11 protein-coding genes are annotated in these 19922 nt (G+C 73.2%); 10 read left to right on the forward strand and 1 reads right to left on the reverse strand.

The genetic code is table 11. From position 1 onward, the window contains the following. Positions 1–191 precede the first annotated feature (191 nt). The 7 genes from E6R60_RS18015 (at position 192) to E6R60_RS18045 (ending at position 14855) form a co-directional block, all read left to right on the forward strand. On the forward strand, positions 192–1898 hold the full coding sequence (locus tag E6R60_RS18015; protein ID WP_136327597.1) for a glycerol-3-phosphate dehydrogenase/oxidase: 1707 nt from the start codon (positions 192–194) through the stop codon (positions 1896–1898). A 377-nt stretch (positions 1899–2275) separates the two neighbouring features. Next, positions 2276–4228: a serine/threonine-protein kinase gene (locus E6R60_RS18020; RefSeq protein WP_136327598.1), complete on the forward strand. Its 1953-nt coding sequence runs from the start codon at positions 2276–2278 to the stop codon at positions 4226–4228. Positions 4229–4428: 200 nt separating this feature from the next. Next, entirely contained in the window at positions 4429–7125 is a 2697-nt protein-coding gene (locus E6R60_RS18025) for a protein kinase (RefSeq protein ID WP_136327599.1), read from the forward strand. 134 nt (positions 7126–7259) lie between these two features. After that, positions 7260–8924 carry a serine/threonine-protein kinase gene (locus E6R60_RS18030; protein ID WP_240802611.1) on the forward strand — a complete coding sequence of 555 codons (1665 nt, stop codon included), beginning with the start codon at positions 7260–7262 and terminating at the stop codon, positions 8922–8924. Between the two features lie 263 nt (positions 8925–9187). Continuing rightward, positions 9188–10816 (forward strand): succinic semialdehyde dehydrogenase, encoded by a 1629-nt coding sequence (locus tag E6R60_RS18035; protein ID WP_136327600.1) that lies wholly within the window; start codon positions 9188–9190, stop codon positions 10814–10816. Between the two features lie 41 nt (positions 10817–10857). Next, on the forward strand, positions 10858–12696 hold the full coding sequence (locus tag E6R60_RS18040; protein ID WP_136327601.1) for a GMC family oxidoreductase: 1839 nt from the start codon (positions 10858–10860) through the stop codon (positions 12694–12696). 320 nt (positions 12697–13016) lie between these two features. Further along, complete coding sequence (locus tag E6R60_RS18045; protein ID WP_136327602.1) at positions 13017–14855, forward strand: peptidase; 1839 nt, start codon at positions 13017–13019, stop codon at positions 14853–14855. A gap of 395 nt (positions 14856–15250) precedes the next feature. Here E6R60_RS18045 and E6R60_RS18050 read toward each other — a convergent pair whose 3' ends face one another. After that, positions 15251–15559 (reverse strand): chorismate mutase, encoded by a 309-nt coding sequence (locus E6R60_RS18050; protein WP_136327603.1) that lies wholly within the window; start codon positions 15557–15559, stop codon positions 15251–15253. Positions 15560–15930: 371 nt separating this feature from the next. Here E6R60_RS18050 and guaA point away from each other — a divergent pair, with 371 nt between their 5' ends. The 3 genes from guaA to E6R60_RS18065 all read left to right on the forward strand — a co-directional run bounded on the left by guaA (position 15931) and on the right by E6R60_RS18065 (position 19862). Beyond that, the gene (gene guaA / locus E6R60_RS18055) at positions 15931–17517 is read left to right on the forward strand and encodes a glutamine-hydrolyzing GMP synthase (RefSeq protein WP_136327604.1); all 1587 of its coding nucleotides are present in this window, start codon (positions 15931–15933) and stop codon (positions 17515–17517) included. 181 nt (positions 17518–17698) lie between these two features. Next, on the forward strand, positions 17699–18469 hold the full coding sequence (locus tag E6R60_RS18060; protein ID WP_136327605.1) for a class II aldolase/adducin family protein: 771 nt from the start codon (positions 17699–17701) through the stop codon (positions 18467–18469). Positions 18470–18596: 127 nt separating this feature from the next. After that, positions 18597–19862 (forward strand): hypothetical protein, encoded by a 1266-nt coding sequence (locus tag E6R60_RS18065; protein WP_136327606.1) that lies wholly within the window; start codon positions 18597–18599, stop codon positions 19860–19862. Positions 19863–19922: the final 60 nt, after the last annotated feature.

A 19922-nucleotide genomic window follows, 5' to 3' on the forward strand; every position in this document is an offset into this window, starting at 1 on the left:
GCGCAATGTCAGACTAGGCGTAAATATGACCTATATGTCGCATTGCGCGGCCCTTGTCGCCCGGGTGTTGTCCACAGGCGGTGGCTGAAGTCGCGGACCCCGGACAGAATCGAGAGGTGGGCACGGGCGCCCGACCCCGCGGTCGGACCGCATCCCCGTGCCGGACCACCCCGATCTACCGGGAGGCAGCAGTGAGGACAGCGACACTGGGACCCGCGGAGCGTGCCGAGGCGCTCGCCGCGATGGCCGAGCGCGAACTGGACGTGCTGGTCGTGGGGGCGGGCGTGGTCGGCGCCGGGACGGCGCTGGACGCGGTGACGAGAGGGCTCTCGACCGGACTGGTCGAGGCGCGTGACTGGGCGTCCGGCACGTCGAGCAGGTCGAGCAAGCTGATCCACGGCGGGCTGCGCTATCTGGAGATGCTCGACTTCGCGCTCGTCCGCGAGGCACTGAAGGAGCGCGGGCTGCTGCTGGAGCGGCTGGCCCCGCACCTGGTGAAGCCGGTCCCGTTCCTGTACCCGTTGCAGCACAAGGGCTGGGAGCGGCTGTACGCCGGTTCCGGCGTCGCGCTGTACGACGCCATGTCGGTGTCCTCCGGGCACGGCCGCGGACTCCCCGTGCACCGGCACCTCTCCCGCCGCCAGGCGCTGCGGGTCGCGCCGGCGCTCAAGCGGGACGCCCTGGTGGGGGCCCTTCAGTACTACGACGCCCAGATGGACGATGCCCGGTACGTCGCGACGCTGGTGCGGACCGCCGCCGGATACGGCGCACAGGTGGCGAACCGGGCGCGGGTGATCGGCTTCCTCCGGGAGGGCGAGCGCGTCGTCGGCGCCCGGGTGGAGGACGTCGAGGAGGGCGGTGCGTACGACATCAGGGCCAAACAGGTGGTCAACGCCACCGGCGTCTGGACGGATGACACCCAGGCGCTGATCGGTGAGCGCGGCCAGTTCCACGTACGGGCGTCCAAGGGCATCCATCTGGTCGTCCCGAAGGACCGCATCCACTCCTCGACGGGCCTGATCCTGCGGACCGAGAAGTCCGTGCTCTTCGTCATCCCCTGGGGACGGCACTGGATCGTCGGGACGACGGACACCGACTGGGACCTGGACAAGGCGCACCCGGCCGCGTCCAGCGCGGACATCGACTATCTGCTCGAACACGTCAACTCGGTCCTGGCCACGCCGCTGACCAGGGACGACGTCCAGGGCGTGTACGCAGGGCTGCGCCCGTTGCTGGCCGGCGAGTCGGACGCCACCAGCAAGCTGTCGCGCGAGCACACGGTGGCGCACCCGCTGCCGGGCCTCGTCGTCGTCGCGGGCGGGAAGTACACGACGTACCGGGTGATGGCCAAGGACGCCGTCGACGAGGCGGTGCACGGCCTCGACCAGCGCGTCGCGGAGTGCGTCACGGAGGACATCCCGCTGCTGGGCGCCGAGGGCTACCGCGCCCTGTGGAACGCCCGGGCCAGGATCGCCGCCCGGACGGGCCTCCACGTCGCCCGGGTGGAGCACCTGCTGAACCGTTACGGCTCCCTGACCGAGGAGCTCCTGGAGCTGATCGTCGCCGACCCGGTGATGGGCGAACCCCTGCCGGCCGCGGACGACTACCTGAAGGCCGAGATCGTGTACGCCGCCTCGCACGAGGGGGCCCGCCACCTCGACGACGTACTGACCCGGCGCACCCGCATCTCCATCGAGACCTTCGACCGCGGCACCCGGTCCGCCCGGCTGTGCGCGGAACTCATGGCGCGGGTACTCGGCTGGGACCAGGGCAGGATCGACCGGGAGATCACCCACTACGAGAAGCGGGTGGAGGCGGAGCGGGAGTCGCAGCGCCAGCCCGACGACCTGACCGCGGACGCGGCACGGCTGGGCGCACCGGACATCGTGCCCATTTAGGGCCTCTCGTGGGAAGCACGCCGGGCTCGCCGGGTCCGGCCCACGCGACCGCCCCGGAGCCTCACGCCGGGCCGCCGCCCCGCCCGCCGGTCGCACGCCGGCGGGCGGGGCGTCAGGTTGCGCCGGAAATGGGGCGGTTCGGAGCGTCGCCACCGAGGGCGGGCCGTGGTAGGCAGGAATGGTCCGGCCGTGATGTGGTTCGCTGGGCGGTGCGGGGCGGGAGTTCGCGGTCCGGGCACGGCGGGACGCGCGCACGCACCGGGCGGACCTCCCTTTCGCCCGGCACCGAGGACGTCCCCGGACCCGGCACCAGGACCGGTCCCGGGGTGAGGGACAATGAACGCTCTGCCAGGGCGGGTTGATCGCAGAGGGGACGCATGTCGGAGGCGGAGCAGGCACGGGAGCCCGGGCGGGACAAGGACGGACGTCTTCTCGCGGGGCGGTACCGGCTCGGAGAGGTCCTCGGCCGGGGCGGAATGGGCACGGTCCACCGCGCCGTCGACGAGACGCTGGGCCGCACGGTGGCGGTCAAGGAACTGCGGTTCCCCTCGGCCATCGACGACGACGAGAAGCGCCGGCTCATCACGCGCACGCTGCGCGAGGCCAAGGCGATCGCCCGGATCCGCAACAACGGCGCGGTCACCGTCTACGACGTGGTCGACGAGGACGACCGGCCGTGGATCGTCATGGAACTCATCGAGGGCAAGTCGCTGGCCGAGGCGGTGCGCGAGGACGGCGTCCTCACGCCGAAGCGGGCGGCCGAGGTCGGTCTCGCCATCCTCGACGTGCTGCGCTCGGCGCACCGCGAGGGCATTCTGCACCGCGACGTGAAGCCGTCCAACGTGCTGATCGCGGAGGACGGGCGGGTGGTGCTGACCGACTTCGGGATCGCCCAGGTCGAGGGCGACCCGTCGGTCACCTCCACCGGCATGCTCGTCGGCGCCCCCTCGTACATCTCGCCGGAGCGGGCGCGCGGGCACAAGCCCGGCCCGCCCGCCGACCTGTGGTCGCTCGGCGGACTGCTGTACGCGAGCGTCGAGGGCTCCCCGCCGTACGACAAGGGGTCTGCGATCGCGACCCTGACCGCGGTGATGACCGAGCCGCTCGACCCGCCGAAGAACGCGGGCCCGCTGGAGGAGGTCATCTACGGGCTGCTCGCCCGGGACCCCGAGCAGCGGCTCGACGACGCGGGGGCGCGCGCCCTGCTCAACGACGTCATCAACGCCCCGGAGAAGCCGCAGGCGCCGGTTCCGCCGCCGGCCGACGCCACCCAGGTGATCGCGCTCCCGACGAACGTGGCCGACGCCCCGCCCAAGGCGGCGCAGAAGTCCGGCGAGACCGGGGAGAGCGCCCGGGACCGGCTGCGCGGGGCGCTGCGCTCCGTGCGGAACGCGAAGACCGCGCCCGCCGCGGCCGCCGCCGTGGCCTCCGCCCCGCCCCGCCCGGCCGCGGCTCCCACGACGGCCACGGCCTCCCCCTCGGGAGCCGTACCGCCGCCGCGTCCGGCCACCTCGCCGGTCAGCCCGCCCCGCGCCTCCCTCACGGACGTGGTGCCGCGCCGCACGCTGGCGATCATCGCGGCCGTCATCGTGCTCGCCGTGCTCGGCACGGTCCTCGCGCTCACGCTCGGCGGGGACGACGAGGGCTCCGGCGCCGCGGGCAAGGCCAAGGACGGCACGTCCGCCTCGGCCGGATCCTCCGCCGGCAGCGGCTCGGACGGCTCGGGCGGCTCCAGCGGCTCCGCCGGCACGGAGCAGGGCAGCGGCAAGGAGCAGGGCAAGGACGACGCCGGGAAGGGCGGCGGCCAGGGCACGGACGACGACTCCGGCAAGGGATCGGACGACTCGCAGGGCGGCAAGAAGGATGACGCCGTGCCGGCCGGCTACAAGGTCGTGGAGAACAAGAAGTTCCACTTCTCCATGGTGATGCCCGAGGGCTTCCGGTTCGACAAGACGGCCGGCGCCAACTCCGGCGGCATATACAACGTCAGCGGCGGCTTCCCCCGGATCCAGGTCGACTTCACCGACTCGCCGGGCGGCGACGCCGCCGCTGCCTGGAGGGCCGCCAGGGCGGCCGTCGCGGCCACCAGCAACGGCTACCACCACCTCGGCATAGACGACGTCCAGTACAAGGGCTACCCGACCGTCGCCGACTGGCAGTTCGAACGTACGCAGCAGGGCCAGCGGGTCCGGGTGGTCAACCGGGGCTTCAAGGTCGACGGCGGCCACGGATACGCGATCATGATCAGCTGCAAGGCCGGCGAGTGGGACGGCGCGGAGTGCGAGAAGCTGCGCAAGACGGCGTTCGACACGTTCAAGCCGCTCGACTGAGGGAACTCGACCGAGGGAGACGGGAAACCGCACGGCCGGGTTGCGCCGACCCTGCCGCGCGGCAGCCCCGTGCCACGTATTGTGAGAGCTCGAAGACCGTACGCAGCCGAAACCACAGGTCAATTGCACAGTAAGTGACCGCAATTGACGATTTCGTGCGGTCTGCGTGACCGGGGGACAGCGCGCTCTGGGGAGGCGTCGTGGACGACTATGCGGGTCGGGTGCTTGCCGACCGCTACCGCCTTCCGCTGCCCCCGTCCGACGCGTACGAACTGGTCGAGACCCGGGCGTTCGACACGTACAGCGGCCAGGAGGTGCTGGTCCGTCAGGTGCCGTTGCCCGAGGTCGTGGACGCCGAGGTGCTCGACGCGGACGGGCTGCCCACGGCCGCGCGCCGCGCCGGCGGGCGCACCGTGCGGCGGTCCACCGACCCGGCGGTCCGGCGCGCCATCGAGGCCGCCCAGGCGGCGGCCCAGGTGCCCGACCACCCGCGCCTGGACCAGGTCTTCGACGTGTTCGCGGAGGCGGGTTCGCTCTGGATCGTGAGCGAACTGGTCGCGGCCCGGCCGCTGGCGGCCCTGCTCGCCGAACGCCCGCTCAACCCGTACCGGGCCGCCGAGATCGGCTCCGACGTCCTGACCGCGCTGCGCGTCCTGCACGCCCACGGCTGGACCCATCGCAACATCACCGTCCGCACGGTGCTCATCTGCGACGACGGACGCGTCGTGCTGACCGGCCTGGCGGCCGGGGCGGCGGAGGAAGCGCTCTGCGGGTACGTGCCGGTGCCGCGCACCGACGACGACGCCGACGACGGTTACGGCGGCCCCGCGATCGAGTCGGGTCCCACGGGCCCGTACGAGCCGCCGGCGGTGGAGGCGGGCGAAGCGGGTGCGTACGGGCCGCCGGCCGTCGAGCCGGGTGGCTCCGGTCCGTACGGTGCTCCCGTCGAGCCGGGGCCCGCGGGCGGTTCCCCCCAGCCCTACGGTTCCGGTGAGCTGGAGGCCGTGCGCAGGCCGCAGCCGCCCGCCACCGGGCCCGTCCCCGCCTCCGAGGCCGGCAGCGCGCAGGCGCGGGCCGCGCGGGCGGGCGCCATCGCCGCGTACCGTGCGGGCGCCCGCGCCGCCGCCCGCCTCAGCGAGGAGGAGCGCCGCGCCGGAACGGGCCGGGAGCAGGGCGCCGGCGCCCTGCCGGTGCAACGGCCCGCCGAGCCCCAGCAGCCCTTCGCCGGGCCCGCCGCCCCGGACCCGTACGACGACGAGGACCTGTACGACGACGAGGGTCCGTACGACGACGAGGGTCCGTACGACGACGAGGGCGACGACGGGCCGCCGCCCCGGCGGCTCCATCTCACCGGTTCCTGGGACGACGGCCCCGCGCGCGGGCGCCCGGTGCCCGCCGGGGGCTCCAACGAGGACGCCCTGCGCGCGGACTCGCGGCGGCAGGGCGCCACCCCGGCCGTGCGCCCGCAGCTGCCGGCCACGACGCGGGAGCCGTCCCCGGGCCGCTGGGACGAGATCGTCGCCGGAAACCGCGACACGTCCGCGTACCGCGGCCCCGCGACCACCCTCGCCGCCGAGCGCGCCCGGCAGGCCCGCATCGCGGTCGTCGGCGCGGTCACCGAGCGCTGGGCGCCCGAGCAGGCCGGCCCGGTCCACGAGAACTGGCAGCTGGCGCCGCCCATCGGCCCCTCCACCGACCTCTGGGCGCTGGGCGCCCTGCTCTTCCGCGCCGTGCAGGGCCACGCCCCGTACCCGGAGGAGAACGCCGCCGAACTCGTCCAGATGGTCTGCGGCGAACCGCCCGCCTTCGCCGAGGAGTGCGGCCCGCTGCGGCCCGTCGTCGAGTCGCTGCTGCGTCAGGACCCCGACGAACGGCCCGACTTCGAGGAACTGCGCGGCTGGCTGCGCTCCCTCGTGCGGTCGGCGCCTGAGCCGGAGGCCGGTCTCGACGTCGTGCCGATGCCGTCCGCCGACGCCACCCGGCTGCCCGTCGTACGCCGACGCGGCGAACTCGTCCGCAAGCGCCGCGGCCGCCGGGGCGGGGCGGCGCACGGCCGGCACCGCCACACCGGGGAACGGCTGGAGCCAGCGGAGCGGGCGGTCGCACCGCCGCCGCGCGAGCCGAGGAGCCCGAGGCCGCTCCGGGAGCCCAAGGGCCCGAAGGCGCTGCGCACCCCGCCCCGGCCGCAGCAGGGCGGGGGCCGCCCGCCGCGCCGGCTCGGCCGGCTGCTGCTCGTCCTGATCCTGCTGCTCCTGGCCGCGGCGGTCGCGTACGCGGTGATGTTCATGCCCAAGTCCGGCAGTGGTGCCGAGTCGGGGGCCGGCGCCTCGCCGTCCCGTACCGCTTCCGGAGCGCCCGACCCCGGCGGCCAGGACTCGGCAGAGCCCTCCCCGCCGCACTCCTCGGGCGCACAGCAGCCGCAGACCAGCCGCTCCGCCGTCGCCCTCGCGCCCGGTTACGCCCTGCGCAAGGACCCGGAGGGCTTCGAGGTCGGGACGCCCAAGGGCTGGGCACGCGTCGCCGCCACAGCGGACCGTCAGATCCGTTACCGCGACGGCGGCTTCAGCATGGTGATCGTCCCGGGGCGCGACCCCGTCGAGGCCGGCGGGGCGGACCCGCTCGGCTACCAGCGGGACAAGGAGCCGGAGCTGACGGAGTTCCGGGACTCCAGCTGGGCGACGGCGAGCGGACTGCGCCGGATCGACGTCGGGCAACAGGCCATGGCAGAGGGCCAGTTCACCTGGCAGACGGCCGGGGGCGGCGAGGTCTACGTCCGCAACCTGGTCATGGCCGTCAAGGGCAAGTACCACATCCTCCAGGTGATCGGCCCGGAGAGCCAGCGGGACAAGGTGACCGAAATCTACCAACAGGCGACCGCCTCCTACCGCGTGACGTAGCGAAAGGGAACGCTTCCGCGCCGCGCGGGCCAGGGAGCGACAAGCATCACAGTGCGATCTCGTGAGCGGTGCGAGGTTCCGTGGCCGTGTCTCCCCTCCGTAACCTGTCATCCGAAGGAACGGGGCGGGGACACGTGGATCGATCACAGGGTACGGAAGCGGGACTGCTGCTCGCCGGGAGGTACCGGCTCGGCGAAGTCCTCGGACGCGGCGGCATGGGCAAGGTGTGGCGCGCCCACGACGAGGTGCTGCACCGCACCGTCGCCGTCAAGGAACTGACCGCCGGGCTGTACGTCGCCGAGGCCGACCGGGTCGTGCTGCACGCGCGCACCCAGAAGGAGGCCCGCGCCGCCGCCCGCATCACACACCCCGGCGTGGTTACCGTCCACGACGTGATCGAGTACGACCAGCGGCCGTGGATCGTCATGCAGTACGTCGACGGGCCCTCACTCGCCGACCACGCCAAGGAATCCGGCGAGATGGCCCCGCGCGAGGCCGCCCGGATCGGGCTCCACGTGCTGGGCGCCCTGCGCGCCGCACACGGCGCCGGAGTGCTGCACCGCGATGTGAAACCGGGCAACGTGCTGCTCGCCCGGGACGGCCGGGTGCTGCTCACCGACTTCGGGATCGCGGCGATAGAGGGCGACTCCACGATCACCCGGACCGGCGAACTGGTCGGCTCCATCGACTACCTGGCGCCCGAGCGGGTCCGCGGCGGCGATCCCGGCCCCGCGTCCGACCTGTGGTCGCTGGGCGCCACGCTGTACACCGCGGTCGAGGGGCGCTCGCCGTTCCGCCGCACCTCCCCGATCTCCACGATGCAGGCCGTCGTCGCGGAGGAGCCTTTGGCGCCCACGAGGGCCGGCGCCCTCGGCCACGTCATCACGGCGCTGCTCCGCAAGGATCCCGAGGACCGGCCGTCGGCCGCCGAGACGGAACGGATGCTGCTGGAGGCCATGGAGGGGCGCGAGCCCCGGTCGGCCCAGGCGTACGTGCCCACCCAGCGGGTCCCCGAGGAGGCCCTGCACGCCATGGGCGCCGACGGTGCGCGCGGCGGCACGACGAACGGCGGTACGGCCCGGCTGCCCTACCCCGGACCGCCGCCCCCGGCCCCCGGCACCGCACCGGTGCCCCGGCGCAGCCGCTGGCGGACCACGCTCCTGGTCGTCGCGCTGGCGGCCCTGGTGGGGGGCGGCGCGGGCATCGCCGCGATGCTGTACGGGAACGGCACGGAGGCGGACGCCGGGAACCGCGGCACGGCCTCCCACGGCACCCGCTCCCCGGGGCCGACCGGCACCAAGCCCACCCCCGGGCCCACGCCGGACAAGACGAAGGGCGGCGTGCCGGACGGCTGGCGGCGTGTGGAGGACCCGGCCGGGTTCAGCATCCTCATGCCGATCGGCTGGGAGCGCCGGGTGGAGGGCACCAACATCGACTACACGCCGGACGACGGGGTGCACTACTTCCGCCTCAGCATCGACCCCGCACCGGACTTCGAGGACTCGTACACGCACATGCAGAGCATCGAGACGAGTCTGCGCAAGCGGCTGCCGGACTACCAGAGCGTGGAGATGAACTCCAACGTCTACCGCGACTGCCCCGGTTCCATCTGGGAGTTCACCTGGACCGAGAAGGACGGCGTCGGACCCCGGCACGCGATCGACCAGATGTACTACGCGCAGGAGGGCGGCCCGGAGTACGCGCTGTACATGACGGGGCCGGAGGAGGACTGGGACATCACCCGGGACCGGTTCAACACGATGCTCCGCAGCTGGCGTGCACCGGCCGACTCCAACTGATCCGGCGGTGCCGCCACGGATCGCCCGCCGACCGGGACAGGGCCGGCGGCGTGGGACGGGGAGAAGAATTCCGGGCAGGTGACAGAGGGCCTCAAGATTCACTCCTCCTGGGCGGGGAGCGGAAGATAGCCGCTGATCAGCGGTTATTCAGCCAGTGGTCACTGGCTGAATTGGCGGGTGGCGGGCGAGGGCTGTGGGAGGGACTGTGAAAAGCTGTTACCCACGGGTACCCAAAGCATCCGGGCCGACGTACTCTCGCCCTCATGACGGACTCGCAGGCCTCCACGCCCCCCTCCGCCGCCGTTGTCGGCACCAACCCGGTGGCCGCCGCGCCCGCGGGCGTGCGCACGGCCGCCGACGTCGTGACGCCCGAGGTGATCGCCCAGCTGACCCGCGGCGTGGCCGGCTCCGGCCGTACGGCCAACCACACCCCCTTCACCGGCGAGAAGCTGGCCGACCTGCCCGAGTCCACCCCCGAGGACGTGGCCTCCGCCTTCGAGCGCGCCCGCGCCGCCCAGCCCGCCTGGGCCGCGACGCCCGTACGGGCCAGGGCCGCCGTGCTGCTGCGCTTCCACGACCTCGTCCTCGCCCGTCAGTCGGAGGTCCTCGACCTCATCCAGCTGGAGACCGGCAAGGCCCGGCTGCACGCCCACGAGGAGGTGCAGGCCGTCGCCGTCGCCGCCCGGCACTACGGCCGCAAGGCCGGCGCGTACCTGAAGCCGAAGCGGCACACCGGCGTCGTCCCGACCCTCACCAAGGTCACCGAACTGCGCCAGCCCCGCGGCGTCATCGGTCAGATCGCCCCGTGGAACTACCCCCTCGAACTGTCCGTCGGCGACGCGCTGCCCGCGTTCGTCTCCGGCAACGCCGTGGTGATGAAGCCGGACACGGAGACCGCGCTGACCGCGCTGTGGGCCCGTGACCTGCTCATCGAGGCCGGGCTTCCGGCCGAGGTGTTCCAGGTCGTCCTCGGGGACGGACCCGTCGTCGGCCCCGAGGTCGTCAAGCACGCCGACTACGTCTCGTTCACCGGCTCCACCCGCACCGGCCGCGAGGTCGCCCAGGGCGCCGCGGCCCGGCTCGTCGGCGTCTCGCTGGAGCTCGGCGGCAAGAACGCCATGCTGGTGCTGAAGGACGCCGACGTGGAGAAGGCCGCCGCCGGCGCCGTCCGCGCCTGCTTCTCCTCCGCCGGCCAGCTCTGCATCTCCATCGAGCGCCTGTACGTCCACGAGTCGGTCGCCGACGACTTCCTGGCCCGGTTCGCCGCCCGTACGAAGGCGATGCGGCTCGGCAACTCCCTCGCCTACGGAGCCGACATGGGCTCGCTCGTCGGCGAGCGCCAGCTGGAGACCGTCAGCCGGCACGTCGCGGAGGCCGTCGAGAAGGGGGCCACGCTCGTCGCCGGCGGCGTCGCCCGGCCCGACATCGGCCCGCTGTTCTACGAGCCGACGATCCTCGACGGCGTCGAGGCCCCCATGGCCGTCTGCACCGAGGAGACCTTCGGACCGGTCGTCTCCGTCTACCGCTTCAGCGACGAGGACGAGGTCGTCGCCCTCGCCAACGCCACCCCCTACGGCCTCAATTCGAGCGTCTGGACCAAGGACGGCCGGCGCGGCCACCAGGTCGCCGCCCGGCTGCGGACCGGCACGGTCAACATCAACGAGGGGTACGCCCCCGCGTACGGCAGCGTGCAGTCCCCGATGGGCGGCATGAAGGACTCCGGGCTCGGCCGCCGGCACGGCTCCGAGGGCATCCTCAAGTACACCGAGGCCCAGACCGTCGCCCAGCAGCGGCTGATCCCGCTCGCCCCGTCCTTCGGGATGGACGACGAGAAGTACGCCGCGTTCATGAGCCGCAGCCTCAAGGCGATGAAGGCCCTCCGCCTTCGCTGACCCCCCGCACCACTTCTGTCCTTTTCGTACCGAGGAGTGCCATGTCCCAGGACAGCCCTGCCCAGATTCAGGCCGGAGAGGCCGGTGCGGCCGACGACGAGGGGTACGACTACGACGTCCTGATCGTCGGTTCGGGCTTCGGCGGTGCGGTCTCGGCGCTGCGGCTCACGGAGAAGGGATACCGGGTCGGCGTCCTGGAGGCGGGCCGCCGCTTCACCCCCGCCACGCTCCCCAAGAACTCCTGGGACCTGAAGAACTACCTCTGGGCCCCCGCCCTCGGCCTCTTCGGCATCCAGCGCGTGCACCTGCTCGGCAAGGTGATGGTGCTGGCCGGGGCCGGCGTCGGCGGCGGATCGCTGAACTACGCCAACACGCTGTACGTGCCCCCGGCGCCGTTCTTCGAGGACCGGCAGTGGGCGCACATCACCGACTGGCAGGACGAACTCGCCCCGTACTACGAGCAGGCGAAGCGGATGCTCGGGGTCAGGCTCAACCCGACCATGACCCCCTCCGACGTCCACCTGAAGGCGACCGCCGAGGTCATGGGCGTCGGCGACACCTTCCATCTCGCCCCCGTCGGCGTGTTCTTCGGCGACGGCGAGGACGCCGACGGCACGGCCACGGCGAAGCCCGGGGGCACCGTCGCCGACCCGTACTTCGGCGGCGCCGGCCCGGCCCGCAAGGCCTGCACCGAGTGCGGCGAGTGCATGACCGGCTGCCGGCACGGTGCGAAGAACACCCTCAACGAGAACTACCTCCACCTCGCGGAGAAGGCGGGAGCGGTCATCCACCCGATGACGTCCGTCGTCGCGATCACGGTCGACCCACAGGGCGGTCACCGCGTCTCCACCGTGCCGACCGACCGGCGGAAGAAGGCGAAGCCCACCGTGCTGCGCGCACGCGAGGTGGTCGTGGCGGCGGGCACGTACGGCACCCAGACCCTGCTGCACACCATGAAGGACCAGGGACTGCTGCCCCGGCTCTCGGCCCGCCTCGGCGAGCTGACCCGGACCAACTCCGAAGGTCTCGTCGGCGCCCAGACCTCCGAGCGCCGCTACCGCAAGAAGCACGGCACCGACCCCGACTTCACCCGGGGCGTCGCCATCACCTCCTCGATCCACCCCGACGCGAACACCCACATCGAACCGGTCCGCTACGGCAGGGGCTCGAACGCGATGGGCAGCCTCACCATCCTTCAGGTCCCCTACAGCGCGCACCGGGTGCTGGGCTGGGTCGGCGGCATGGTCAGGCACCCCGCGCTCGCCGTGCGGTCGCTCTCCAACCGGCGCTGGTCGGAGCGGACCATCATCGGGCTCGTCATGCAGTCGCTGGACAACTCCCTGACCGCCTACCGCAAACCGCGTGGCGTCGGGAAGGGCCTGCTCACCGCCCGCCAGGGCCACGGCGCGCCCAACCCCACGCAGATCGCCGAGGCCACGCAGAGCGCGTCGCTGCTCGCCGCCGAGATCAACGGCTTCGCGGGTTCCAACATCGGCGAACTGCTGGGCACCCCGCTCACCGCGCACTTCCTCGGCGGCTGCCCGATCGGCGCGAGCGCCGAGGAGGGGGTCATCGACCCGTACCACCGGCTGTTCGGCTACCCGGGCATCTCGGTCGTCGACGGTTCCGCGGTCTCCGCCAACCTCGGCGTCAACCCTTCGCTGACGATCACTGCGCAGGCGGAGCGGGCCATGTCCTTCTGGCCCAACAAGGGTGAGCAGGACCCGCGCCCGGCCCAGGGTGAGGAGTACCGGCGGCTGGCGGCGGTCGAGCCGCAGGCGCCCGCCGTCCCGAAGGAGGCGTTCGGCGCCCTGAGGCTGCCGTTCCTGGGGATGCCGGCGGTGCCGCCGAAGGCGGAGAAGGCCGAAGCGGTGGAGTAGGGCGGAGCGGGGGCGCCGAAGGCGGGCAGCAGAAGGGGCTGCACCCCCCTCCGAGTGCAGCCCCTCACGCTCTACCGGTGAAGCCGCGTGACGGATGTGACCGGTGGTTCCGCATGCATGACCTGCAAGGCGGTCCGATGGTTGTCCCCGGACTGACATATTCCTTATGTGACGCCGATCACGTCCGGCTCGACGCTTCCGTCTCCGGCGTGCCCAATCCGTGACCTGGACCCGCGCAACTCTTCGCACCGTCCCTGGGTCGAACTCGTATCGCTGCCCCGGCAGCCGCACAGTTCCCACCGACCCCAGAAGGTCCCGCGATGAGAAGCACGCCTCCGAGAGCCGTTCCGCGCCGCGCCGCGGGCGCTCTCGCCGCCGCCGGCCTGCTGGCGGCCGGACCGCTCGCCCTGAGCGCCCCGGCTCGCGCCGCCGGGCCGGTCATGGGCTTCGGCGGCCCCGCCGTGACCGCCCTGCGCCCCTACCCGGCGAGCGGCGGCCCGCAGCGGACCTCCGTCGCGATCACCGTCGACAACCCCTCGCGGGACGAGGAGAGCGGCCGCTTCGAGGGCGCGTACACCGTGACCTTCGACCTCAGCGGGATCGCGGGCGTCGCCGACGCGGCGTTCAGCGCGGAGGGCGGGACCAGGAGCGGCCCGGGAGCCGGCGGGGACGACGACGCGGAGAGCGGCACACGGGGCGGCGCGGACTGTGAGATCACCGGCGCGACCGGCGTCTGCCACGGCTCGGGCCTCTCGCCCGGTACGAACCCGCTGCCCGCCCTCCGCGTCAGCGCCGCCGAGGGCAGCGAGGACGGGGCCTCCGGCGCCATCAGGGTCACCGGCGCCTCGGACGGAGCGTCCTTCACCCCGTTCACCACCCGGATCCAGGTCGGCGGCCCCGACCTGGTCATGGAGCGGGCCCCGCTGAAGCAGGAACTCAGACCCGGCATGACCCAGCCGTTCTCCCTCGCCTTCGCCAACCATGGCACCCGCGCGGCCGACGGCGTCGTGCTCACGCTCAGGTACACGCGCGGCATCGAGTTCACCGAGCGGTACGCGAACTGTGTGTACAGCGAGGACGACGCCGGCCGGGGCGTCCCCGTGTGGACCACCGCGCGCTGCTCGGTCGAGGGCGAGTACGAGGCGGGCGCCGCCTACGAGCTGGCCGAACCCCTGATCCTCAGGGCCACGCAGCGCGCCTACCGGGACACCCTGGTCTACCGCATCGACGAGGCCGGCCCTGCGGAGCACGGCGCCGAGGGGACCGGTGCGCGGTCCGCCCCGGGCGCCCGGGGCCGCATCCTCACGCTCAAGGAGGCCCCCGCCGCCCGCTCCGCCAGGGACACCCCCGCCATGCGCTCCGCCGATCTCGACCCCGGGGACAACCAGCAGGAGGCCGATTTCCGCACCGCGAACACCGCCGACTTCGTGGCGTACGGGGACGAGGCGGCCGGGCGGCCCGGCAGCACGGTCGGCGTCGGCATCGGTTTCCGCAACGAGGGGCCGGCGTGGATCGGCGGCCTCCGCTCGGGCGAACCGGTCGCCACGGTCGACTTCACCGTCCCCGAGGGCGCCTCGGTCACCGCATGGCCAGGCGCCTGCCGGGGCGTGACCGCCGACGGGCGGGACCGCGAGCGGCAGGCCGGCGCTCCGCGCTATGTGTGCGACACGGCCACGGCCGTCCGCGAGGACGCCGACTTCGCGCTGCGCTTCGACCTGAGGATCGACCAGGCCGTCACCGGGGCCTCCGGGACGGTCGAGGTGCGGAACGCGCGGCAGCGGGGCCGGTTGCTGCCGTTCGACCCGGACCGGGCGAACAACACGGCCGCCCTCGTCCTGAACGCGGCCGGCACCGGATCATCGGGCGGTCCGGGGGATACCGACGGCACCGGTGACACCGACGGCACCGATAGCACGGGCGGCACGGGAAGCGCCACGTCCGGTTCCGCCGGAGGTTCGTCCACCACCGCGTCCCCCACCGGCGGCTCCCCGGCCTCCGGCTCCACGGGGTCCGCCGGCGCGACCGCCCGGGCATCCGGGACCGGCGGGGTTCTCGCCTCGACCGGGACCGGCGCCCTGCCGGCCGCGGGCGCGGCGGCGGTGGCACTGCTCGCGGGGGCCGTGCTCCGCGCGACCGCGAGACGGCGGGCCGCCCGCTGAGGGCCGCCCCGCTCCGGGCGACGGAGCGCACGGCCGGACAGCCCCTCGGGCACAGGAACGTCCAAGGGCCCGCGGACCGGTTCTTCCGGTCCGCGGGCCCTTGGACACGGCAGGCTCCAGGCGTCCCCGAAGCCTGCCGTGAGTGACCGGGCTGCTGTCCCCTGCCGACCGGTCACGCACGCCGGTGCGCGGTCCCACGGCGTACACGCGGTACGCCACACGCTCCGGCGGAGCCACGCGTGGTTTCTTACCGAAGCCGCCCCTGGATGGCACGGACACCGGGACCAACGAAGCCGTGCGGGGCCCGGTCACGCGCCGTACGGGTGAGAGTCCACCCGAACTGGGATACGCCCGTACAGCCCTGCCGCCCCTTGCGGCACCCGGCCTGCGGCGCGTCACACGCGGCCGCGGCACAGCTCCAGCAGGGTCATCGCGAGGGAGGTGCCGGGCTTGCCCAGGGCGTCCCGGTACTGGCCGAGGATCTCCATCTCGCGGGAGAGGTTGACCCGGCGTCCCCCGGAAGTGATCCGGGCCTCCTGGATGACGGTGGAGACGGCCATCCGTTCCTGGACGAGGCCGATGATCCGGTCGTCGAGTGCGTCGATGCGCGTCCGCGCGTCCGCGATCAGGGACGCGGCCTCGTCGGTGTGCGCGCCGGTCACCTCGGCGGCGGTCCTGGCGGTGGTGGTGGCGGTACTGCTCATGACGGTCTCCCGGTGGAGTGGGGCTCCCCGGGGCCCGACCGGCCCGAAACGCCAGAACGCCCCGGGCCTGTCGGCCCGGGGCGCCTGGAACGTTGCTTGTCAGTTGCTCAAGCAGCACGACCATGGCAGCCGGCGGGCCGGGTGCCATAGGTAAAGACGAAGGTCGTGTGCTGACGCATGGGGACAGTATGGACCCGGCGCGGACCTGGCCGGCGCCCGGCCCGGATCGTGAGACGGCGGTGGCACCCGGCGCCGTGCGGGCCGTGCCACGAGGCGTGGGTCACGGCGTTCCCCGCGCGACGAGGGCTACTCCCGCGCGCCGGTAGAATTGGGAGGACCGACCCCCTCTCCACCGCCGGAAGGCCGCTCCCGTGCCAGCAGCACCCCCCGCCGCCCCCGACATCACCACCGACGTGGTCCTCGTTGTCGACTTCGGCGCGCAGTACGCCCAGCTCATCGCCCGACGCGTCCGTGAGGCCCGGGTCTACAGCGAGATCGTGCCGTCCACGATGCCGGTGGCCGAGATGCTGGCCAAGAACCCGCGGGCGATCATCCTGTCCGGCGGTCCTTCCTCGGTGTACGCCGAGGGCGCGCCCTCGCTCGACCGCGCGCTGTTCGAGGCAGGGGTCCCCGTCTTCGGCATGTGCTACGGCTTCCAGCTGATGGCCACCACGCTCGGCGGCACCGTCGACGACAACGGTGCCCGGGAGTACGGCCGGACGGGGCTCACCGTCTCCAAGACCGGCTCCACCCTCTTCGAGGGCACCCCGGCCGAGCAGCCGGTGTGGATGTCGCACGGCGACGCGTGCTCCGCCGCCCCCGAGGGCTTCACCGTCACCGCCTCCACGGACGTGGTGCCGGTCGCCGCCTTCGAGAACGACGAGAAGAAGCTCTACGGCGTCCAGTACCACCCGGAGGTCATGCACTCCACGTACGGCCAGCAGGTCCTGGAGCACTTCCTCTACCGCGGTGCGGGCATCGAGCCGAACTGGACGACGACCAACGTCGTCGAGGAGCAGATCGCCCTCATCCGCGAGCAGGTCGGCGACAAGCGCGCCATCTGCGGCCTGTCCGGCGGGGTGGACTCGGCCGTCGCCGCCGCCCTCGTGCAGAAGGCCATCGGTTCGCAGCTGACCTGCGTGTACGTCGACCACGGCCTGATGCGCAAGGGAGAGACCGAGCAGGTCGAGAAGGACTTCGTCGCCGCCACCGGGGCGAAGCTGAAGGTGGTCGACGCGGAGAAGCGCTTCCTCGACGCCCTGGCCGGCGTGTCCGACCCGGAGCAGAAGCGGAAGATCATCGGCCGCGAGTTCATCCGCGTCTTCGAGCAGGCGCAGCTGGAGATCCTCCAGGAGGACGGCCCCGAGGTCGCCTTCCTGGTGCAGGGCACCCTCTACCCGGACGTCGTCGAGTCCGGCGGCGGCACCGGCACCGCCAACATCAAGTCCCACCACAACGTGGGCGGCCTCCCCGACGACATCGAGTTCCAGCTCGTCGAGCCGCTGCGCCAGCTGTTCAAGGACGAGGTCCGGATGGTCGGCCAGGAACTCGGCCTGCCCGAGGAGATCGTCCAGCGCCAGCCCTTCCCCGGCCCCGGCCTCGGCATCCGGATCGTCGGCGAGGTCACCAAGGAGCGGCTCGACCTGCTGCGCGACGCCGACGCCATCGCCCGCGAGGAGCTGACCAGGGCCGGCCTCGACCGGGACATCTGGCAGTGCCCGGTGGTCCTGCTCGCGGACGTCCGCAGCGTCGGCGTCCAGGGTGACGGGCGCACCTACGGTCACCCGATCGTGCTGCGCCCGGTCTCCTCTGAGGACGCCATGACGGCGGACTGGTCGCGACTGCCGTACGAGACCCTCGCGAAGATCTCGACCCGCATCACCAACGAGGTCGCCGATGTGAACCGCGTCGTGCTCGACATCACGAGCAAGCCGCCGGGCACCATCGAGTGGGAGTAGCGGGGACCGGCCCACGGGCCACCGTCCCGCCGATGCCGCCGTCCGTTCCCACGGGCGGCGGCATCGCCGCGTTCCGCGCCCGAATCGATCCCCGATCCCTCTGGCCACCTGCGGCGACCGGCGGTAACTTCCGATCCCGTACGTCTGATCCCGTACGCCAGGGAGCACCCGAGGAGTCGCCATGCCCGAGCCCACACCCGTGCCCGTGGACCAGCTCCACTTCGCCATGCCGCCCGTCCACGCCTCCGTGGAGGAGGAGCGCGCCCATCGCAAGGAACGGCTGGCGGGGGCACTGCGCCTGTTCGGTGCGTACGTGTACGAGGACGGCGTCTCCGGGCACATCACGGCGCGGGACCCGGAATTCGGCGACTGCTACTGGGTCAACCCGTTCGGCGCCCCGTTCGACGGGCTGCGGCCGGACGAGCTGATCCTGGTCAACGGCGAGGGGCAGGTCGTCGAGGGCGGGCAGCACGTCAACCAGGCCGCTTTCGCCGTCCACGCGCAGGTGCACCGGGCCCGTCCCGATGTCGTCGCCGTCGCGCACACCCACTCGGTGCACGGCAGGGCGCTGGCCGCGCTGGGGGAGCTCATCGAACCGATCACCCAGGAGTCGTGCGCCTTCTACGAGGACCACGCGCTCTACGACGCGTACACCGGCGTCGTCGTGGACGAGGACGAAGGGCGCCGGATCGCGGCCGCGCTCGGGTCCCGCAAGGCCATCGTGCTGCGCAACCACGGGCTGCTGACCGTGGGCGACTCGGTGGACGCGGCCGCCTGGTGGTTCCTCACCCTGGAGCGGTCCTGCCAGGTCCAGCTGGCCGCGCGGGCGGCCGGGAAGCCGGTGCTGATCGAGCACCGGGACGCGGTGGCCACCCGCGAACAGCTCGGCAGCGACCTCGTCGCGTGGATCAACTACCAGCCGCTGTGGCGCCGGATCTCTCGAACATTCTGACGGTCCCGCCCGTCCGGTGTGCCCCGATGCGCGAACGACCCGCCCCGTACGGCACAATTCGCAGCAATCACAGCCGAGTTGGGTTGATCAACGGCTGTACCGGGGCGGAAAAGGGGCGAAGTTCTCCGTGGCGTTGGACGAGGCGAGACAGGGCACGCACGGCGGTGGCTGCACGTGCGGCGACTGCCCGCACGGAGCACGCCAGGGGCACCGGCGCGCGGTGGCCGCCTTCCTGGCCAAGCGGGACGAACTCGCCGCGGGACGGGGCCTTCCCGCCGGGGTCGCGCAGTCCGCCTCCGCGACCCGGCAGTGGGTCTCGGACGAGCTGACCCAGTCCGCGCGCGCCGTCGCGGACCGGGGCCGGGAAGCCGGGGAAGCCTGGCTGTACCGGGTCTGGCAGCGCACCCTGGTCATCGTCTGGGGCGCCGTCGCCGTGCTGGCCGTCGCCGAGGCCGCCACCGCCATCGGGGCGGGCTGGACCCAGGCCCGTACGGCGGGGCTGATCGCCGGACTCGTCACCGCGGGGCTCCTCTCCGCCGCCGCGCACGTCCACCGGGCCCGCGGCGGCGTCCTCGCCCCGCTGATCGGCGAGGACAACCGGCTCTCCACCTCCCGCGCGGTCGCCGCGTCCTGGGTGCTGCTCGCGGTCTTCTCCGTCCTCGTCCTCGCCCTCCAGCTGGCGGGCGCCTCCGGCCACGCGCAGCGCGACGCGCTGATCGAGGGCCTGGACCTGGCGCGCGGCGCCGGTGTGGTGACCGTGCTGGCCCTGGTGTGCGCCATCGCGGTCGTCGTGCGGCGGGTGGTGAGCGTACGGGTGCTGTCCGGGCGGTTGCAGAAGGTGCGGGCGGACCGGCCGCGCGCGGCGGACCTGCTCACCGACGACTCGGGGCGCGGCGGGTTCACGGATGTGCAGTACGTGCTGGTGTCGACCGTCGCGGTGGTCTTCGCCGCGGTCCGGCTCGCCCGCCGGCCCGAGCAGCTGCCCGATCTGCCGTGGGGGCTCGCCCTCCTGGTGGCCGTGTCGGCGGCGGCCTACTTCGCCGGGAAGTACACGGAGGGCGGGCGGCCCGTGGTGCTGTCGGTGGTCCGGTCTCGCGAGGCCGGAGACCTGGACGCGCCGATCCGCACCGGCGACGACATCGAGATCCGCGGCGCGGGGTTCGTGCCGCCCGGCGCCGGGTCCCCGGACCGGCTGGCCCGCATGGTCGTGCGGATCGGTCCCGTCCACGTACACGTACCGATGGTCCCGGTCACCGGCGGCTTCGCGAACCCGACCGACACCGTGCTGACCGTGCCGGTGCCGGTGGAGGTGGAGCCCGGGGTGGTCGAGGTGCAGGTGGTGACCGCGTCCGGGGCGGAGTCGAACCGGGTCGCGATCGACGTGACGGACTGAACGCCGCCGGAACCCGACCGCCCACCTGGTGAGCCGTGCGTCCGTGCCGTACGTATCGTC

Source organism: Streptomyces sp. A0642 (assembly GCF_004795105.1).
Classification (GTDB): Bacteria; Actinomycetota; Actinomycetes; order Streptomycetales; family Streptomycetaceae; genus Streptomyces.